The organism is Kitasatospora sp. NPDC056273 (genome assembly GCF_042268845.1).
GTDB lineage: Bacteria > Actinomycetota > Actinomycetes > Streptomycetales > Streptomycetaceae > Kitasatospora.
This window is the reverse complement of record NZ_JBHJSJ010000042.1, coordinates 33737-50983: the sequence shown is the minus strand read 5'-3', so window position 1 is coordinate 50983 and position 17247 is coordinate 33737. Positions and strand designations below refer to the sequence as shown.

Sequence of the window (17247 nt, the reverse complement as noted above, 5' to 3'; positions counted from 1 at the left end):
GCCCCCGAAAGGCCGCCGTACGGTGGCCCCATGGGCAACAGCAACGATCACGCGGCCGTCGACACCGTGAGCGGGCTCCAGGTCCGGGCCGTCTCGGTGGACGAGGTCGCGGAGTGGAACCGGGCGCTCAACTTCGGCTTCCTGCGCCCCGAGGTGGCCGTCGCGGAGGACCTGCGCCGCCGCTACTGGGAGCCCGGCCGGATGCTGGCCGGCTTCGACGGCGAGCGCCAGATCGCCACCTTCCGCAGCTTCGACACCGAACTGACCGTCCCGGGCGGGGCCGTCGTGCCGGCCGACGCCATCACCAACGTCGCGGTCACCGCCACCCACCGCCGCCGCGGCCTGCTCAGCGCGATGATGCGGCGGGACCTCGCGGCCGCCGCCGAGCGCGGCAGCGCGGTCGCGATCCTGGCCGCCGCCGAGTACAACATCTACGGCCGCTTCGGCTTCGGCCCGGCCACCCAGGGCGCCGGCTGGAACATCGAGCTGCGCCGCACCCGCGGTCTGCGCGAGGGCCTGCCGGGCGTCCCCGGCGGCCGGACCGACTTCGTGACCATGGCGGAGCTGCGCGAGCTGGGAGCAGACCTGCACGAGCGCTGGCGGCGCACCCAGCCGGGGGCGATCGAGCGCGACGCGCTCTGGTGGGAGCGCACCTCCGGCGAGGTGCGGGCGCCGGGCGACGAGTTCAAGGAGCCCTTCGCCGCCGTCCACCGGGACGCCGCCGGGGAGGTCACCGGCCTGGTGCTCTACCGGATCGCCAACAAGTGGGACGGCGCCTACCCCGACTGCAAGCTCACCGTGAGCGAGTTCATCGCCCTCGACCTGCCCACCGCCGTCGAGCTGTGGCGCCTGGTGCTGTCGGTCGACTGGGTGTCCCGGGTCGAGGTGCCCAAGCTCGCCCCGGACGACCCGCTGCCGCTGCTGCTCCAGGACCCGCGCGCGGCCACCCCGCACGAGGACAACGGGGACCTCGTGTGGCTGCGGGTGCTGGACGTCGAGGCCGCGTTCGGCGCCCGGAGCTACGGCGCCCCCGGCCGGGTGGTGCTGGAGGTCGACGACAGGCTCGGCTACGCCTCCGGCCGTTGGGCGCTGGAGACGGCCGAGGACGGCACCGGCCGCTGCGTCCGGACCACGGACGACGCCGACCTCGCGCTCGGCGCCTCGGAGTTGGGCTCGCTCTACCTGGGCGCGGAGACGGCGTCGAGGCTGGCCGCGGCCGCCCTGCTCACCGAACTGCGCCCGGGCGCGGCCGCCGCCGCCGACCTGCTGCTGCGCACCCCGCTGCGGGCCTGGACGCCGACCGAGTTCTGATCCCGTGCGCACACCGGAGGCCGACCCGTTCGCGGGCCGGCCCTCCGGCATGGCGGCGGACGCAACAGCCGCGCGGGGCTCAGGAGATGGTGTAGACCTGCTTGGCGCTCGCCCGGTAGGCGTCGATCGCCCAGGCACGCCAGGAGCTGACGCGCAGCTCCAGCTTCTCGCCCTTGTTCAAGGTCCCGGAGACCTTCACGTCGGTCGTGATCGGCGTCTTCGTGCAGTCCGCCTCGGCGGACTTCTTCCAGCTCTCGCCGGCGCCTCCGTACTCGAGCCACGCGGTGACCCGGTTGGCCACGTCGCAGGTCGCCCTGGCGGTTCCTTCGAAGGTGTATCCGCCCTCGCCGTCCCAGGACAGCGTGCCCTTGACCGTGCCCACACCCTGGGCGTTCTGCACGAGGAGATCGACGGCGGTGGAGCCGGGTGCCACCGAGTTCGGGGCCGCCACCGCGTGGGGCGCGGCCAGGGCCGTCGTGCAGGCGGCGAGCAACACCACGGGAGCCATGCGGGACTTGAGAGTCGAGGTCAGGGAACGCATGTGAACTGATCTCCTTGTCTTCCTGTCGGATTTGCATGTTCACGCTAGATCGCTGCGGTGGGCGTTTCCATCCCTCGAACGGGTGAATGATCTTCGGCCACATCGAATCCCAGGCCGTCTCGATCCGGCGAGGGAGGGGTGATTGACGATGAGTCAGGATATGGAGGGCGGGCCCCCGAACGCATCCGGCCGGGCACTCCCGGTGGGGGAGTGCCCGGCCGGAGCGTTCCGTCCGTGGCCGGGGCGGGTGCTACTTGACCGCCGCCTTGCCGATGGTGGGCAGGATGAAGTCCTGGATCAGACCCTTGGCGTCGCGGACGATTGGCCGGAAGACCCGGTAGCGGGACAGGTTGATCATCCGCGCCGCGAGCGGCGTCGAGCGCCGGACGAACTCCCTGGTCCGCTCGGTGTCCGGGGTGCGGTCGAAGACCCAGTACAGCACCACGATCATCAGGTAGAGCCAGAGCACGTCCGGCAGCAGCTCGACCAGTTCGGCGTCCAGCTTGGGCGCCAGCTCCGAGCCCTGGAGGACGTCGCGGAACAGCTCGACCGCCGTCGCCCGGGCCGGGTGGGACTCGTTGGAGAACGGGCTCAGCGAGCTGGTCGGGTCGGCGGCGGTGCGGAAGAACTGCGCGGAGAACTCGTGGTACGGCGCGGCCGTGTCGAGCCAGGAGTCCAGCGCGATCCGCAGCCGCTCGGAGAAGTCCGGGGTGTGGGCCATCCGGCGCCTGGCGTCGGCCGCGTGCTCGTAGGTCATCCGGTCGTAGAACCCCTGGATCAGGAATTCCTTCGCCGAGAAGTAGTAGTAGGCGTTGCCCACCGAGACGCCGGCCTCGGTGGCGATGGCGCGCATGGTGGTCTTCTCGTAGCCCCGTTCCTGGAACAGCCGCATGGCCGTCTCCAGGATCAGGGCACGGGTCGCCTCACTCTTGTCGGTCTTCGGCTGGGCCCGGCCGCCGGGCAGGGGCCCGCCCTCCGGTGCGGGGCCGCCCTCCGGTCCGGGCACGGCCGGAGCCCCGGCCGTGCCGTTCCCGCCGTCCGTTCGGTTCGTCGCTGCCAGGTCGTCCACGAGGACGAGCCTAGCCGGAGACGACGTTCCATCCGGTGTCGGTGTTCGTGGCACCGGATGCCCCCTCCGCACCCGGTACCACGATGACCCCCCGAATTTCGAACGCGTTCAAAAGCTGAGTGGAACTGTAGACGCTTCGGTTGAACATGTTCAACTCCATCTCTGTGGGAGGCTGGTCACATGATCAGTTCAGGACAGATCGTCATTCGGCGCGGCGGAGTGCGGGACGCCGAGGCCGTCGCCGAGCTGCACGCCCACAGCTGGCGCACCACCTACCGGGGGATCGTCCCGGCGGAGGGGCTGGGCGACGGGATGGCGGCCCAGCGGCGCGAGCTGTGGGAACTGCGCCTGGACGCCGACTACGGGGAGCCGGAGAACACGCCCGAGCTCCTGATCGCCGAACGGGCCGGTGCGGTGGTCGGGTTCATCTACCTCGTCCCGCAGCCGGACGGCGGGGTGCTGATCGACAACCTGCACGTGCGCCCCGGCCTGAACGGGGGCGGCATCGGCCGCGAGCTGCTGACCGCGGGCCGCGCCCATGTCGCCGAGCGGCACCCCGGGGCCGCACTCTCCCTGGAGGTGCTGCGGGACAACACCCGCGCGATCGCCTTCTACGAGCGCGAGGGTGCCGAGCGGGTCCGGGCGCAGGAGGGGGAGTTCCCCGGCGGATTCCTGCTGCCCGAGTACGTGTACGCCTGGCCGGCCGAGCGCGTGGCGACCGGGGCCGACCGGCCGGAGCCGGCGGACCGGTAGGAACGGACCGATGGGAACGGATCAGTAGGAACGGGTCGGTGGACGTGGAAGCGGCGCCGGAGCGGCCCGGTCAGTCGAAGTCGTAGACCGTCACCGGGACGCCCCGGTCCGTCAGCCGGGCGGTGACCAGCGGCTCGACCCGCTCCCAGCGCCCGCCCGCCAGACCGCAGCCGATCCGCGGCATGTGGACGGAGGCGCCGAGCCGGAGCGCGTGCCCGCCCAGCGCGTCCAGCCCGGTGTCGATCGCCTCGTACCGCACGGGCACCCCGGTGGAGCGCCCCGTCCGGATGCCGCGCTGGCCGACCAGATTGGCCACCCAGACGTGCGGATCGACCCGCACCAGCTGGACGGCGCCGAGCCCGAAGTCGTTCGTCGCCCGCTCCCGGTGCCAGCGCCGGTACGCCGCCTCCGGCTCGGGCCAGCGTCTGGAGAGCGCGAGCACGAAGCCCTTGCCCCAGCCGCCGAGGTCGTTGCAGACGTGCGCGATCACCTTCACGCCCTTGCCGTGCGGCGTGGTGGCATCGCCTCGGACGTAGGTGATTTCCTCCATGCCTCGACGTTAGAGGGAGGCACTGACAATCCGCTCGGAATTATCCGCCGTCGCCGAACCCGCCGTACTCGCCGCACCTGATGCACCGTCCGACGCACCGTCCGAGCCGGGGCCCGAGGCGCCGCCCGGCGTCGCCAGGTGCCGCCGCCCCGCCAGCGCGATCAGCAGCGCGAGCCCGGCGGCCGCGGCGGGCAGGGCGTAGCCGGTGCCCGGAGCGGCCCGCTCGGCGACCGCCCCGGCGAGCGCCGCCCCCGCCGAGATGCCGACCACGATGCCGGACACCGCCATCGCCATCCCCTCGTTGAACTGCCGCCGCGGCAGAAGCTCCTGGACCAGCGTCATTCCCGTCACCATGGTCGGCGCGGTGGCGGTGCCGGCCGCGAACAGCGCCACGCCGAGCAGTCCGAGACCGGCCCCGCCCAGTCCGGCGGCGAGCGGCAGCAGCAGCACCGCGGCCATCGCCGTGGCGCCGAGCAGGAAGCGCGGGCCCGGCGCCCGACGCGGGGCCAGCAGTCCGAACAGCAGCCCCGCCAGGCAGGAGCCGGCCGCGACCAGGGCCAGCAGCAGGCCGGCCGACGCCTTGTGGCCGAGCGCGTCGGCGTACGCCACGGTGGTGATCTCGGTCGCGCCGAAGACCATGCCGGTCGCCAAGAAGGTCAGCACCAGCACCCGCAGCCCGGGCACCCGCAGCGGGGAACCGGCCGAGTCGGCCGAGCCGACAGAGCCGGCCGGGACGGGCGGCGGCAGCGGCGGTTCGGTGCGCCGCTGGGCGGCGAACAGCAGGGCGCCGGTGGTGCCGAGGGCACCGGCGGTGACCAGTCCGGCCTCCGGGGCGAACGTGGTGCAGAGCACCATCGCGAGCACCGGTCCGGCCATGAAGCAGAGTTCGTCCAGCGCCTGCTCGAAGGAGTTGGCCAGGTGCCGGGCGGCCGGGTCGTCCCGGTGCAGGTGCGCCCAGCGGGAGCGGGCCATGCCGCCGAGGTTGGGCGCCGCCGCCCAGGCCGCGGAGCAGAGGAGGAGCGTCCAGTCGGGTGCGCCGAGCCGGACGCCGAGCAGCAGGCCGGTCAGCGGAACGGCGTTGTACAGCGCGGCCGGTACCGTCACCCGCGCCTGCCCGTACCGGTCCACCAGCCGTCCGATCAGCGGCATCCCGATCGCGCCGGTGACCAGCCCGGTCGCCGAGACCGCCCCGGCCAGCCCGTACGAGCCGCGCCGTTCGGAGAGCAGCACCACCAGTGCGACGCCGTTCATCGACAGCGCCAGCCGGCCGAGTAGTCCGGTCAGGGTGAAGGCGACGGCGCCGGGGGCCGCGAACAGCCGTCGGTAGGAGGTGAGGAGGGCGCGCGAGGGCATCGGGCTCCTGTGAGCAGGTGGGAAGGGGGTGCCCCCAGCCTGGTGCCGGCGGCGGGCGGCCGTCCAACACCTGTTTCGCCGCACTCACAACACCCTGTTGTTAATCTGCCGCCCATGCCCCGTGACCTGCACCCCCGTCTGCTCCGCGGCTTCGTCGCGACCGCCGAGACCCTGCACTTCGGCCGGGCCGCCGAGCGGCTGCACACCGCCCAGCAGGCGCTCAGCCGGGACGTCCGGACCCTGGAGGGGCTGCTCGGCGACGCGCTGTTCACCCGCACCACCCGCAGCGTCGAACTCACCCCGGCCGGGCGGCGGTTGCTGCCCCGGGCGCGCCGGTTCCTCGCCCTGCACGACGAGATCCTCGCCGAGGCGGCGACCGGGGCCGGGGCCGCCGCCCGGCCGCTGCTGCTCGACCTCAACAGCGACGTCAACGGCCCGGACCTCGCCGCCGACCGGGTGCTCGAACGGGCCCGCGCCGCCTGGCCGGAGGGCGAACTGCTGGCCCGCTTCCACGGTGGGCTGGCCGCGGCCGCCGCCGAGCTCCTGGCCCACCGGCTGGACGCCTCCTTCGGGCGCTTCGCCGGACTGCCCGCCCCGGTGCGCGGTCAACTCGTCCAGCTGCCGGTGCGGTTGGAGCGGGTCTCGGTGATGATGGCGGACACCCATCCGCTGGCCGGCCGCGCCGCGCTGCGCCTGTCGGACCTGGTCGGGCACCCCGTCGACGTCTGCGTGGGCAACCCGGCCACCACCGAGTGGGCCGACCTCGGCACCCGGCTGCTGCGCGAGCACGGCCTGACGGCGGCCGCGCCGTACGCGCCGCCGGTCGGCGTGGACGAGACCGCCCGCTACCTGGTCCGGCACGGCGATCCGATGCTGACCACGGTCGGCGGTCCGCGGATGCCGGGGACGGTGAACGTGCCGCTGGTGGAGCCGGTGCCGCTGACCCTGGTCAGCCTGGTGCACCGGCCCGGCGAGCGTCACCCGGGGCTGCGGGCGCTGGCCGCGGCGGCGGACGAGCTCGGCGCGGCCGAGGGCTGGCTGCGCCGCCCGCCGGGCAGCTGGCTCCCCGCGGCGGACGCGGCGCTGCTGCCCCCGGGATAGGCGAAAACCGCCCCTGCCCCCGGGGGGGAGGGGCAGGGACGGTGCTCAGGGGGCGGCCCGCGACGGGGCGAGGCCGGCCGCGACGGGGGCGACCCGTGACGGGGACGGCCGGCTCAGGCCGCCTTGACGGCGGAGATCTCGAAGCTGAGCTTGACCTTCTCGCCGATCAGCACGCCACCGGTCTCCAGCGCGGCGTTGTAGGTCAGGCCGAACTCGGTGCGGTCGAGGACGGCCTTGCCCTCGAAGCCGACCCGGTCGGCGCCGTACGCGTCGGTGGCGCTGCCGGTGTACTCCAGGTCGAGCACGACCGGGCGGGTGGTGCCCTTGATGGTGAGGTCGCCGGTCATCCGGTACGAGTCGCCGCCGACCAGCTGGGCGGAGGTGCTGCGGAAGCGGATCTCCGGGTGGGCGTCGGCGGCGAAGAAGTCGCCGGTGCGCAGGTGCTCGTCGCGCTGGGCCTGGTTGGTGTCGACGCTCGCGACCTTGATCACCAGCTCGGCCGTGGAGTTGCCCGGGTGGGTCCCGTCCAGGTGCAGCGCGCCGTCGTACTCGGTGAAGCGGCCCTTGACGTTGGTGACCATCGCGTGGCGGACCGAGAAGCCGATCTCGCTGTGCGTGGTGTCGATCGTCCAGTCGCCGGTCAGGTGGGCGAGGTCCGGGCCGGCCGGGGTCCGGACGGTGGCCGCGGCGGGGGCGGTGACGGTCTTGGTGCGGTTGAACAGGCCCATGGCTTCCTCCTTGGTTCGAAGCCAGTTGTTTAGGCTTCAACTTGTTGGCTCCAGCGTAGGACAACTTCGTTCAACTTTCAACCATGGCGTCCGGGCTTCCCCCGAACGGCTCAGCGGACCGGTCCTGTCGGCCCTCCCGGCTAGGCTGCGAAGAACGGTTCCCACCCCGCCCGGAAGGCCCCCGATGTTCGTCCTGCACGCGCTCTGGCGGGCGGACGGGCGGCTGGCGCTCTGGGCCGAGGACGCCCGCGCCCACCCCGGCGCCCCCGAGCCGCACCCCGACCGGCCCGCCCCGCGCGCCCACCCCTACGCCTGCCCGGCCGGCGAGCTGGCCGCCGTGCTCGGCGGCATCGGCCCGGGCCTCGGCTGGCTCGCCGGCCAGGCCCCCGAGCGCTGGGCCACCCTGCTGCTGCCCACCGTCGGCACCGCCCCCGCGCCCTCGCCCGACCTGCCGGTCACCCCGCCGCGCGGCGGCGCCGTGCTCACCCCCTGGCGCGTGCCGGCACTGCTCTTCGACGCCGGGGCCGCCGCCCAGCTGCTCGGCGAGGTCTTCGACCCGGTCTGGGCCGTCACCGGCACCGACCTGCCCGGCGCCGGACGGGTCGAGGTGGTCCACGGCCCCTCGCTGCGCTGGCTCACCGGGGTGCACGACCTCGCCTGGCGGACGGTCGGCCGGGGCCGGGTGCTGCCGCTGCCCGTGACCGCCGCCGACGGCCGGCCGCGGGCCCGGTGGCGGCCCGACCCCACCCCGGCCGGGCGCCGCGAGGCCGCCGCCCTGGCCGCCGGCTGCCCGCCCGTCCTGCTGGGGGAGTGGCCGCACGGCCCCGGCAGCGGCGAGGCGCTGCTGGGCGCCGCCCTGGGCGCGCTGGTGGACGCCGAGGCGCGCGCCGCACTGGCGGACACCCCCTTCCCCGCGCCGGGGGAGGCCGTCGCCGAGCGCTGGCTGCACGCCCTCGCCACCCCCGACGGCGCGATCGACGGCGCCCCGGCCGGGGAGGTCGCCGAACTGCGCCGCCGGCTCGGCGCCTGGTACGCCGCCGCCGAGCCCGTCGACCCGGCGCTGCGGCTCTGCTTCCGCCTGGTCGAGCCGCTCGGCCCCGACGCGGACGACCCCGAGGGCCGCCCCTCCGACGACGCCTGGCGGCTGGAGTTCCTGCTCCAGGCCGTGGACGAGCCCTCCCTGCTGGTCCGCGCCGCCGACCTGCACGAGGGCGGCGCCGCCCACGCCGCGCTCGCCCGCAAGGCCGCCGACCCGGTCGACGTCCTGGTCGCCGAACTCGCCCGCGCCGCCCACCGCTGGCCCGCCCTGGACGGGCTGCGCCACCGCTCCCGCCCGTCCGCCCTGCCGCTCGACCGGGCCGGTGCGCTGGACTTCCTGCGCACCGCCGCGCCCGCCCTCGCCGAGGGCGGCTTCGGGGTGCTGCTGCCCGCCTGGTGGCGCCGCCGCCCCCGGCTCGGGCTCGCCCTGCGCGCCACCACCCCGCCCGCGCCCGGCACCCTCGCGGTCACCAGCCAGGTGGACCGGGACGCCGTGGTCGCCTTCCGGTGGCAGGCCGCGCTCGGCCCGGAGGGGGAACCGCTCACCGAGCACGAACTGGCCGAACTCGCCGCCGCCAAGCAGGGGTTGGTCCGGGTGCGCGGCACCTGGCTGGAGGCCGACCCGGCCCAGATCGCCGCCGCCCTCGCCTTCCTCGCCGACCGGCGCGACGGCGTGCTCGCCGCCACCGAACTGCTCCGGCTCGCCCTCGACCCGGATGCGACGGTCGCCGGGCTGCCGGTCACCTCGGTGCGCGCGGACGGCCCGCTCGGCGACCTGCTCGCCGGGCGGGGCGGCGCCGCGGTGGCGCCGGAGCTGCCGCCGGACTTCCGGGCCGAGCTGCGCCCGTACCAGGAGCGCGGGCTGGCCTGGCTGCGGACCATGTCCGGGCTCGGCCTCGGCGCCGTGCTGGCGGACGACATGGGCCTCGGCAAGACCGTCCAGACCCTCGCCCTGCTGGCCGCGGAGAAGGCCTCCGAGAAGGTCCCCGAGCAGGCCTCCGAGAAGGCCTCCGGGAGGGCCTCCGGGAGGGCCTCCGAACGGCCCGGTGGCGCCGCCGGCCCGACCCTGCTGGTCTGCCCGATGTCCCTGGTCGGCAACTGGCAGCGCGAGGCCGAGCGCTTCGCCCCCGGCCTGCGACGGTACGTCCACCACGGGGCCGGCCGCCTCGGCGCGGAGCAGCTCGCCGAAGCCGTACGGGGCGTGGACCTGGTCATCACCACCTACGGGCTGGTCCAGCGCGACCTCGCCGCCCTGCGCGCGATCCGCTGGCGCCGGGTGGTCGCCGACGAGGCCCAGCACATCAAGAACACCGGCACCGCGCAGTCCCGGGCGATCCGGTCACTGCCCGTCACCCGGCACCGGATCGCCCTCACCGGCACCCCGGTGGAGAACCGGCTCGCCGAACTGCACGCCGTCCTGGACTTCGCCAACCCCGGCCTGCTCGGCCCGGCCGAGCGCTTCAAGGAGCGCTACGCGATCCCGGTCGAGCTGCACCGCAACCCCGAGCGCACCGCCGAACTCCTGCGCCGCACCGCCCCGTTCGTGCTGCGCCGAGTCAAGTCCGACCCGGCGGTGGCGGCCGAGCTGCCCGCCAAGCAGGAGATGACCGTCTGGTGCAACCTCACCGCCGAGCAGGCCGGCCTCTACCAGGCCGTGGTCGCCGACCTGCTGCGGCGGGTCGAGGGCATCCGGGGCGTGGAGCGGCGCGGCACGGTGCTGGCCTCGATCGGCAAGCTCAAGCAGGTCTGCAACCACCCGGCCCAACTGCTGCACGACGGCTCGGCGGTGGCCGGGCGTTCGGGCAAGGTCGCCCGGCTGGCCGAACTGCTGGAGGAGGCGCTGGCCGAGGGCGACCGGACGCTGGTCTTCACCCAGTACGCCGAGTTCGGCGCGATGCTCCGCCCGTACCTGGAGCGCAGGCTCGGCGAGGAGGTGCTCTACCTGCACGGCGGCCTGGCCCGGGCGCGCCGCGAGGAGCTGGTCGACCGCTTCCAGTCCCCGGACGGGCCGCGGGTGTTCCTGCTCTCGCTGCGGGCCGGCGGCACCGGCCTCAACCTGACCGCCGCCAACCAGGTGATCCACCTGGACCGCTGGTGGAACCCGGCGGTCGAGGAGCAGGCCACCGACCGCGCCTTCCGGATCGGCCAGCGCCGGGACGTCCAGGTCCGCCGACTGGTCTGCGTCGGCACCGTCGAGGAGCGGATCGACGAACTCCTCACCGCCAAACGCTCGTTGGCCGAGGCGGTGATGGGGGAGGGGGAGCGCTGGCTCACCGACCTGCCGGTCGACGCACTGCGCGAACTGGTCGCCCTCACCCGGGAGGACGCCGTGGCCGAGGAGGACCTATGACCGGTTCCGGCACCGAGGAGGACGTGTGACCGACGAACCGAGACCGCCCGTGGTCAACGTCGCCGCCTACTGGCGCGGCGACTTCACCCTGAGCCCCGCCCCGGCGGAGGAGGAGGACGGCCCGGAGGAGCCCTCGCTGCGCCGCCTCGGCCGCTCCGGCATCACCGCGTACGGCCGCGACCTCTCCGCCGTGCTGGCCCCCGCCTACGAGGCCTTCCGGAGCTGAGCGCGACGACTACCGTGCGGTAGCGTCGCGCGGGTGACCGACACCCACGAGACCGGGCCGGCCGGTGAAGCCGGGCAGACCAGCGCGACCGGGCCGACCGACCCCCGGCTGGCCGACTTCGAGCGGCACCGGCGGACGGTCTTCGGCATCGCCTACCGGATGCTCGGCAGCGTCGCCGACGCCGAGGACCTGGTCCAGGACACCTGGCTGCGCTGGAGCGGCGTCACCGGCCCGGTCGCCAGTCCCGGCGGCTTCCTGGCCCGTACGGTCACCAACCTCGCCCTCAACAAGCTGGACTCGGCCGCCGTCCGCCGCGAGTCCTACGTCGGCCCCTGGCTGCCCGAGCCGCTGGTCGCCGAGCCGGACGCGACCGACGGCGTCGAGCGGGCCGAGACCGTCTCGGTCGCCCTGCTGGTGGTGCTGGAGAGCCTGTCCCCGCTGGAGCGGGCGGTGTTCGTGCTCAAGGAGGCCTTCGGTTTCTCCTACCAGGAGATCGCCGAGGCCCTGGACCGCACCGAGGCCGCCTGCCGCCAGGTCGGCAGCCGGGCCCGGGCGCACGTGCGCGCCCGCCGGCCGCGCTACGACGCCCCGCCCGAGCTGCGCCGCCGCGCCACCGACGAGTTCCTGTCGGCCTGCGTCGGCGGCGACCTCAACCGGATGCTGGAACTGCTCGCCCCCGACGTCACCAGTTGGACGGACGGCGGCGGGGTGATCAGCGCCGCGCTGCGGCCGGTCACCGGCGCCGACAACGTCGCCCGCTTCGTCCTCGGGGTGCTCCGCCGGCTGGGCGAGGGGGCCGGTGTCCGTCCGGTGCTGGTCAACGGCGTGCCCGGCGTGCTGGTCACCGTGGACGGCGCGGTCGACTCCGTCACCGTCTTCGAGTTCGCCGAGCAGCCCGACGGCGCCGTGCGGATCTCCGAGATCCGGGCGGTCCGCAACCGGCACAAGCTGGCCCACCTGGCCGGCCCGGCCCCCGCTCCCGGCGCCGACGGCAGCGCCGACCGCTCCGGCCCGGCTTGACCCTCGACCAGGTCGAGCCCGCAGAGTCACCGGCATGGAGAGCGAGCTGCACAGCATCGGCGAACTGGCCCGCGCCAGCGGCCTGGGCGTCGGCACCCTGCGCTACTACGACGGCGCCGAGGTGCTCACCCCCGCCTGGGTGGACCCGCAGACCGGCTACCGCTGGTACCGGCCCGGCCAGCTCGCCGACGCCCGGCTGCTGGCCCGGCTGCGCCGGGTCGGCCTGCCGCTGGCCGGCATCCGCGCCGTGCTCGGCGCCGCGCCCGGCAGCGGCGGGGCCCGGCAGGTGCTCGACGCACACCTGCGCCGGCTGGAGGACGGCCTCGCCGACGCCCGCCGCGAGCTCTCCCTGATCCACGCGATGATCGACCAGAGGGAGCAGCCGATGACCACCACCCCCGCCGGACTCCGGCTCACCGTCCCGGCCGAGGAGCTCGCGGCCGCCCTGGACGCGGTCCGCTTCGCGGTCTGCGGGCGCCCGGAGCTGCCCTCGCTCGCCGGCGTGCTCTTCGAACCGGACGGACCGGTGCTGCGCCTGGTCGCCACCGACCGCTACCGGATGGCCCTCGCCGAGGTGCCCGCCACCGGCGACACGCCCGAGCAGCCGGTGGCCGGCACGGTCGTCCCGACCGCGCTGGTGGACGCGCTGCGCGCACTGCTCGGCGCGGGCCCGGCCGAGGTGGCGCTCACCCTCGGGGACGGACCGGTCCGGGCCGAGGTCGGGGAGCACCGCATCGAGGGCGTCGCGTTGGACGTCGACTACCCCGACCACCGGGCCGTCACCCGGCTCGAACCGGAGCACCGGATCACCCTGTCCGCCGCCGACCTGCGCGCCGCCGTCGAGACCGGCGCCACCCGCACCCTGCCCTCCGGCCCGGACGGCGCCGACTGCGAGGTCACCGTCCTGACCCTGGCCGGGGACGGAAGCCTGACGGTCGCCGACGACCCGGCCCCCGAGGGCTACCGACTGGCCGTCAACCGGGACTTCCTGCTCGACGCCCTCGACGCCGGGCGGCCCGGACAGCTGCTCCTCGAACTCGGCGGCCCGATCGCCCCGTTGGCCGTCCGCACCCCCGGGCGGGCGGGCACCTTCTCGGTCCTGATGCCCGTCCGGCTGCCCGAGTCCGCCTGACCGCCTGACCGCCTGACGGCCGCGGCCTGACCGGCTTGACCGGCCGGGCCTGACGCGGGCTCTGGAAGGATCACCGCATGAGCCCGCACCCCGATCCCCGCGCCTCCGAGGTCCACGTCCCGGCCCCCGGCGGCGGCCGGCTGTGGGCGGAGCGCCGCGGCACCGGCAGCCCGGTGGTCCTGCTGCACGGCTCCGGCATGGACTCCCGGTTGTGGGACGCCGTCGCCCCGGCGCTGTCCCGGCACCACGACGTGATCCGCTACGACGCCCGCGGCCTCGGCCGGTCCGCCGCGCCGGAGCGGGCCTTCGACGACGTCGCGGACCTGCTCGCCGTCCTGGACCACTTCGGTCTGCGCCGCGCCGCGCTGGTCGGCCTGAGCATGGGCGGGGAGACCGCGCTGGACTTCGCCCTCGCCCACCCCGGCCGGGTCGCCGCGCTCGGCCTGGTCGGCGCCTCGGTCAGCGGCCACGACTGGCCGCCGTCCCCGGAGACCACCGCCTACGCCGAGGCCCGGCGCCGGGGCGACACGGCGGCGCTGGCCGAACTGGAGCTCTCCGTCTGGGCCGCCATGGGCCGCGACGCGCCGGGCGGCGAGCTGGTCGCGACGATGGTCGAGGAGAACGCGGCCCGCCGGATCGTCAGCGAGCACCACCTCGCGGGCGCGCCGGCCCGGGCGGCCGAACCGCTCCTCGGCACCGTCACCGCGCCCACCCTGGTCGTCCACGGCGACCGCGACCACCCGGAGATCGCGGCGATCGCCCGGCGGCTCGCCGCCGACATCCCCGGCGCCCGCGGCCACCTCGTCCCGGACGCCGACCACTACCTCCCGCTGCGCACCCCCGAACGGCTCATCGAGCTCCTCCTCGCCCACCTGGCCTGACCCCCGGCCCCGGCCCGCCCACCCGGTCGGTCTCCCGGCAGGGCCCGTTTGCTGCCGCTAGCACCCTGCTTGCATTTGCAAGCAGGGTGTTGCAGGCTGTCCGCATGGCCTCACTGAACGTCGGCTCGCTGGGCGAGTACATCCGCGAGCAGCGCCGCAACGCCCAGTACTCGCTGCGGCAGCTGGCGGAGGCCGCCGGCGTGTCCAACCCGTACCTCAGCCAGATCGAGCGCGGGCTGCGCAAGCCGAGCGCGGAGATCCTCCAGCAGATCGCCAAGGCGCTGCGGATCTCGGCGGAGACGCTGTACGTCCAGGCCGGGATCCTGGAGGAGCGGCGGGGCGAGGGCCTGGAGCTGCGGGCCTCGATCCTGGCCGATCCGCTGATCAACGAGCAGCAGAAGCAGGCCCTGCTCGCGGTCTACGACGCCTTCCTCAAGGAGAACGCGTCGTCGGCTCCCAAGCCGACGGCCGACGGCCCAGCCACCCAGAACACCCACCGGGAGGACCGGTAACCATGCCCATCACCGACGAGATCAAGAAGACCCTCGGCGACCCGACCCCGCTGTACGCCCTGGCCGGCGCCGGAGACCTCGCGTACGAGAAGCTGCGCGAGGTGCCGGGCCGGGTCGAGGCGCTGGCGGCGGACCGCAAGGGTGCGCAGGAGAAGGCGACCGCCAGGCTCCAGGAGGCGCAGTCGCTGCTGACCGGGGCGCAGGCCAAGGTCACCGAGACCGTCACCACCCTGCCGACCGACCTCAAGGCCCTGCAGGAGCGGGCCCAGGGCTTCGCCCTGCAGCAGGTGGCCCGCGCGGTCGAGCTGGCGGTGAAGGCCAAGGAGACGTACGACGAGCTGGCCGAGCGCGGCAAGGTCGTGGTGGACAAGGCCCGCCCGGGTACACCGGACGAGGCCGAGCGGCCCGAGCCGGCCGCGGAGCTGGTCGAGGCCGAGCCGGTGGCGGAGGTCGTGGAGGTCTCGGAGCTCGCGGAGGTCGACGCCGAGCCCGCCCCGAAGAAGTCCGCGCGGGCCCGCAAGGGCGCCGCCGACGCCGCGGAGTGACCCGGGGCGTGCCCGACACGCCCCCGTACCCCGTGGGGCACATCCGGTGACCACGGGACGTTGAGCCCGTCGCGGACGGTCGTCGTGCCAGGATGGGCAGCGGTCGCAGCGCCGGAGTCGAGAGCAGAGGAGATCGAAATGGTCGGAGTGTTGCAGATTCTGGCCTTTTCCTACCTGAACCCGATCTGGTGGGCGACCATCGCCATCCTCGCCTACAAGCTGTTCGCCCTGGCCGACGCGGTCACCCGCCGGGAGGACGCCTACCGGGCGGCCGACAAGAAGACCAAGGGCTTCTGGGTGGCGATCCTGGCGATCTCCTTCGGCTGGGACTTCCTGTTCGGGGTGAACTTCTTCACCGGCATCGGCACCCTGGCCGGCCTGGTCGCCTCGATCGTCTACGTGGTGGACGTCCGCCCGGCGATCCGGGCGCTGACCGGCGGCAGCGGCGGTCGGGGCGGTCGGAGCAACACCGGGCCGTACGGCCCCTGGTAGGAGCGGCAGCCGACAACACGACGGCCCGGACGGGGAGTTCACCCGCCCGGGCCGTCGCGTTGTCCGCCCTCGTTCTTCGTCGACCGCTTCCGCGCCCGTCCGCGCGTCCCTCGGCCGGGGATCAGCCGAGGATCAGCTGCACCGGGTTGCGCTCCAGCAGCAGCACCGCGACGTCGTCGGTCAGCGCGCCGCCGTTCAGCTCCTCGACCTCGGCGATGGCGCTGTCGATCAGCCGCCCCCGGGTCAGTCCGGCGGACTGGTGGTCGCCGATCAGGTCCGCGAGCCCGTCCTGGCCCAGCCGGCGCGATCCGGCCCCGACCCGGCCCTCGATCAGTCCGTCGGTGTAGAGCAACAGCCGCCAGCCGGCCCGCAGTTCGACCTCGTGGGCGGGCCAGGCGGACTGCCCGTCGTGGCACGGAAGCAGGCCGAGCGCGGGCCCGGCGAGGTCGGCGGGCAGGGTGATCGGCTCGTGGTCCCGGCCGAGCAGCAGCGGCGCCGGGTGCCCGGCGAGGTAGAGCCGGGCCCGCTCGCCGGTGCCGAGCGAGTCGAGGCCGCTGCCGGGGCCGCCGGGCTCGATGACCAGCATGCAGAGCGTCGCGAAGATCTCGTCGCTGCGCCGTTCGTGCTCCAGCACGTGCTGGAGGGTGGTGAGCAGGGTCTCGCCGGTGAGGCCCGCGAAGACCAGGGTGCGCCACGCTATCCGGAGCGCGACGCCGAGCGCGGCCTCGTCCGGGCCGTGGCCGCAGACGTCGCCGATCACGACGTGGACGGCGCCGTCGTCGGTGCGCACGGCGTCGTAGAAGTCGCCGCCGAGCAGTGCGCGGCGGCGGCCGGGGCGGTAGCGCCGGGTGAAGGAGAGCCCGGCGCCGTCGAGCAGCGGGGTGGGCAGCAGGTGGCGCTGGAGGCGGGCGTTCTCCTGGCCGCGCAACTCGGCCTCGACCAGGCGGCGCTGGGACTCGTCGGCGCGCTTGCGCTCGACGGCGTAGCGCAGGGCGCGGGCGAGCAGCGGGCCGTCCGTCTCGTGCTTGAGCAGGAAGTCCTGGGCGCCGGCGGCGACGGCGGCCGCCCCGAGTTCGGCCCCGGCGGCGTCGGTGAGCACCACGACCGGGGTGTGCGGGGCCCGCCGGAGCAGCTCGTGCAGGCCCTCCAGCCCGTCCGAGGAGTCGGTCGGGTGCGGCAGGTCGGCGGGCGCGGCGAGGTCGAGCAGTACGCAGCCGAACTCGGGGGTGCGGGAGCGCCCGCGCCGGGCCCAGTTCACGGGCGGGGCGAGCAGTTCGGTGGCCTGGTCCAGGCCGCGGGCCCAGTGGATCTCGATCGAGGTGCCGCTGTCGGCCACCGCCGCCTTGATCAGCTGGGCGTCCGAGGCGTCGTCCTCGATGACCAGCAGTCGCAGCGGGGCGCCGTCGGCCGGTCCGTCCGCCGCCGGGCCGCCCGGGTCGGAGATGTGGGACGGGTGGGAGGCGTGCGCGGCCCGCGAGCGGGGGTGGGGTATCGGGGGAGCCGCCGAGGCCGGTCCGGTCGTGACGCGGCTTCGGGCATGACCGACGGGGGCGCCGTCATGGGCGCCCGGCAGGCCCGCGGCACCAGGTGCCCGCCCGTCTCCCGTTGCGGGCATCGGTGGTTCCTCCCTTTCCCCGACTGCGTA

General features: G+C 75.0%; 17 protein-coding genes. 11 read left to right on the top strand and 6 right to left on the bottom strand.

What is annotated here, in order from left to right:
* The first annotated feature begins 30 nt into the window (after positions 1–30).
* A complete protein-coding gene (locus tag ACFCY1_RS29750; protein ID WP_375876613.1) occupies positions 31–1311 on the top strand; it encodes a GNAT family N-acetyltransferase in 1281 nt (426 codons plus the stop codon).
* Positions 1312–1390: 79 nt separating this feature from the next.
* Here ACFCY1_RS29750 and ACFCY1_RS29745 read toward each other — a convergent pair whose 3' ends face one another.
* Complete coding sequence (locus ACFCY1_RS29745) at positions 1391–1852, bottom strand: hypothetical protein (RefSeq protein ID WP_375876612.1); 462 nt, start codon at positions 1850–1852, stop codon at positions 1391–1393.
* Positions 1853–2102: 250 nt separating this feature from the next.
* Positions 2103–2921 (bottom strand): TetR family transcriptional regulator, encoded by an 819-nt coding sequence (locus ACFCY1_RS29740; RefSeq protein WP_375876611.1) that lies wholly within the window; start codon positions 2919–2921, stop codon positions 2103–2105.
* Between the two features lie 180 nt (positions 2922–3101).
* On the opposite strand from ACFCY1_RS29740, the gene ACFCY1_RS29735 reads away from it, so the two are divergent.
* Positions 3102–3674, top strand: coding sequence for a GNAT family N-acetyltransferase (locus tag ACFCY1_RS29735; RefSeq protein WP_107086613.1), 573 nt, complete (start codon positions 3102–3104; stop codon positions 3672–3674).
* 70 nt (positions 3675–3744) lie between these two features.
* Here the strand turns inward: ACFCY1_RS29735 and ACFCY1_RS29730 are convergent, their stop codons facing one another.
* Both ACFCY1_RS29730 and ACFCY1_RS29725 read right to left on the bottom strand, forming a co-directional pair.
* Positions 3745–4224 carry a macro domain-containing protein gene (locus tag ACFCY1_RS29730; protein ID WP_049658671.1) on the bottom strand — a complete coding sequence of 160 codons (480 nt, stop codon included), beginning with the start codon at positions 4222–4224 and terminating at the stop codon, positions 3745–3747.
* A gap of 9 nt (positions 4225–4233) precedes the next feature.
* Positions 4234–5577: an MFS transporter gene (locus ACFCY1_RS29725; RefSeq protein ID WP_375876610.1), complete on the bottom strand. Its 1344-nt coding sequence runs from the start codon at positions 5575–5577 to the stop codon at positions 4234–4236.
* 114 nt (positions 5578–5691) lie between these two features.
* On the opposite strand from ACFCY1_RS29725, the gene ACFCY1_RS29720 reads away from it, so the two are divergent.
* Positions 5692–6678, top strand: coding sequence for a LysR family transcriptional regulator (locus tag ACFCY1_RS29720; protein WP_375876609.1), 987 nt, complete (start codon positions 5692–5694; stop codon positions 6676–6678).
* Between the two features lie 113 nt (positions 6679–6791).
* Here the strand turns inward: ACFCY1_RS29720 and ACFCY1_RS29715 are convergent, their stop codons facing one another.
* Positions 6792–7406 carry a YceI family protein gene (locus tag ACFCY1_RS29715; protein WP_074001737.1) on the bottom strand — a complete coding sequence of 205 codons (615 nt, stop codon included), beginning with the start codon at positions 7404–7406 and terminating at the stop codon, positions 6792–6794.
* A gap of 184 nt (positions 7407–7590) precedes the next feature.
* Between ACFCY1_RS29715 and ACFCY1_RS29710 the strand changes: the two genes are divergently transcribed.
* The 8 genes from ACFCY1_RS29710 (at position 7591) to ACFCY1_RS29675 (ending at position 15602) form a co-directional block, all read left to right on the top strand.
* Positions 7591–10794 (top strand): SNF2-related protein, encoded by a 3204-nt coding sequence (locus tag ACFCY1_RS29710; RefSeq protein WP_375876608.1) that lies wholly within the window; start codon positions 7591–7593, stop codon positions 10792–10794.
* A 25-nt stretch (positions 10795–10819) separates the two neighbouring features.
* Entirely contained in the window at positions 10820–11020 is a 201-nt protein-coding gene (locus tag ACFCY1_RS29705) for a hypothetical protein (protein ID WP_375876607.1), read from the top strand.
* Between the two features lie 33 nt (positions 11021–11053).
* Entirely contained in the window at positions 11054–12040 is a 987-nt protein-coding gene (locus ACFCY1_RS29700) for an RNA polymerase sigma-70 factor (RefSeq protein WP_375876606.1), read from the top strand.
* A 34-nt stretch (positions 12041–12074) separates the two neighbouring features.
* Positions 12075–13172, top strand: a complete 1098-nt coding sequence (locus ACFCY1_RS29695) for a MerR family transcriptional regulator (protein ID WP_375876605.1) — start codon at positions 12075–12077, stop codon at positions 13170–13172.
* A gap of 77 nt (positions 13173–13249) precedes the next feature.
* Entirely contained in the window at positions 13250–14053 is an 804-nt protein-coding gene (locus ACFCY1_RS29690) for an alpha/beta fold hydrolase (protein WP_375876604.1), read from the top strand.
* A 104-nt stretch (positions 14054–14157) separates the two neighbouring features.
* Positions 14158–14565, top strand: a complete 408-nt coding sequence (locus ACFCY1_RS29685) for a helix-turn-helix domain-containing protein (RefSeq protein ID WP_049654148.1) — start codon at positions 14158–14160, stop codon at positions 14563–14565.
* Between the two features lie 2 nt (positions 14566–14567).
* Positions 14568–15110 carry a hypothetical protein gene (locus ACFCY1_RS29680; RefSeq protein ID WP_375876603.1) on the top strand — a complete coding sequence of 181 codons (543 nt, stop codon included), beginning with the start codon at positions 14568–14570 and terminating at the stop codon, positions 15108–15110.
* 138 nt (positions 15111–15248) lie between these two features.
* Complete coding sequence (locus tag ACFCY1_RS29675) at positions 15249–15602, top strand: DUF2516 family protein (protein ID WP_049654152.1); 354 nt, start codon at positions 15249–15251, stop codon at positions 15600–15602.
* Positions 15603–15723: 121 nt separating this feature from the next.
* Here ACFCY1_RS29675 and ACFCY1_RS29670 read toward each other — a convergent pair whose 3' ends face one another.
* On the bottom strand, positions 15724–17217 hold the full coding sequence (locus tag ACFCY1_RS29670; protein ID WP_375876602.1) for a PP2C family protein-serine/threonine phosphatase: 1494 nt from the start codon (positions 17215–17217) through the stop codon (positions 15724–15726).
* Between the last annotated feature and the right edge of the window lie 30 nt (positions 17218–17247).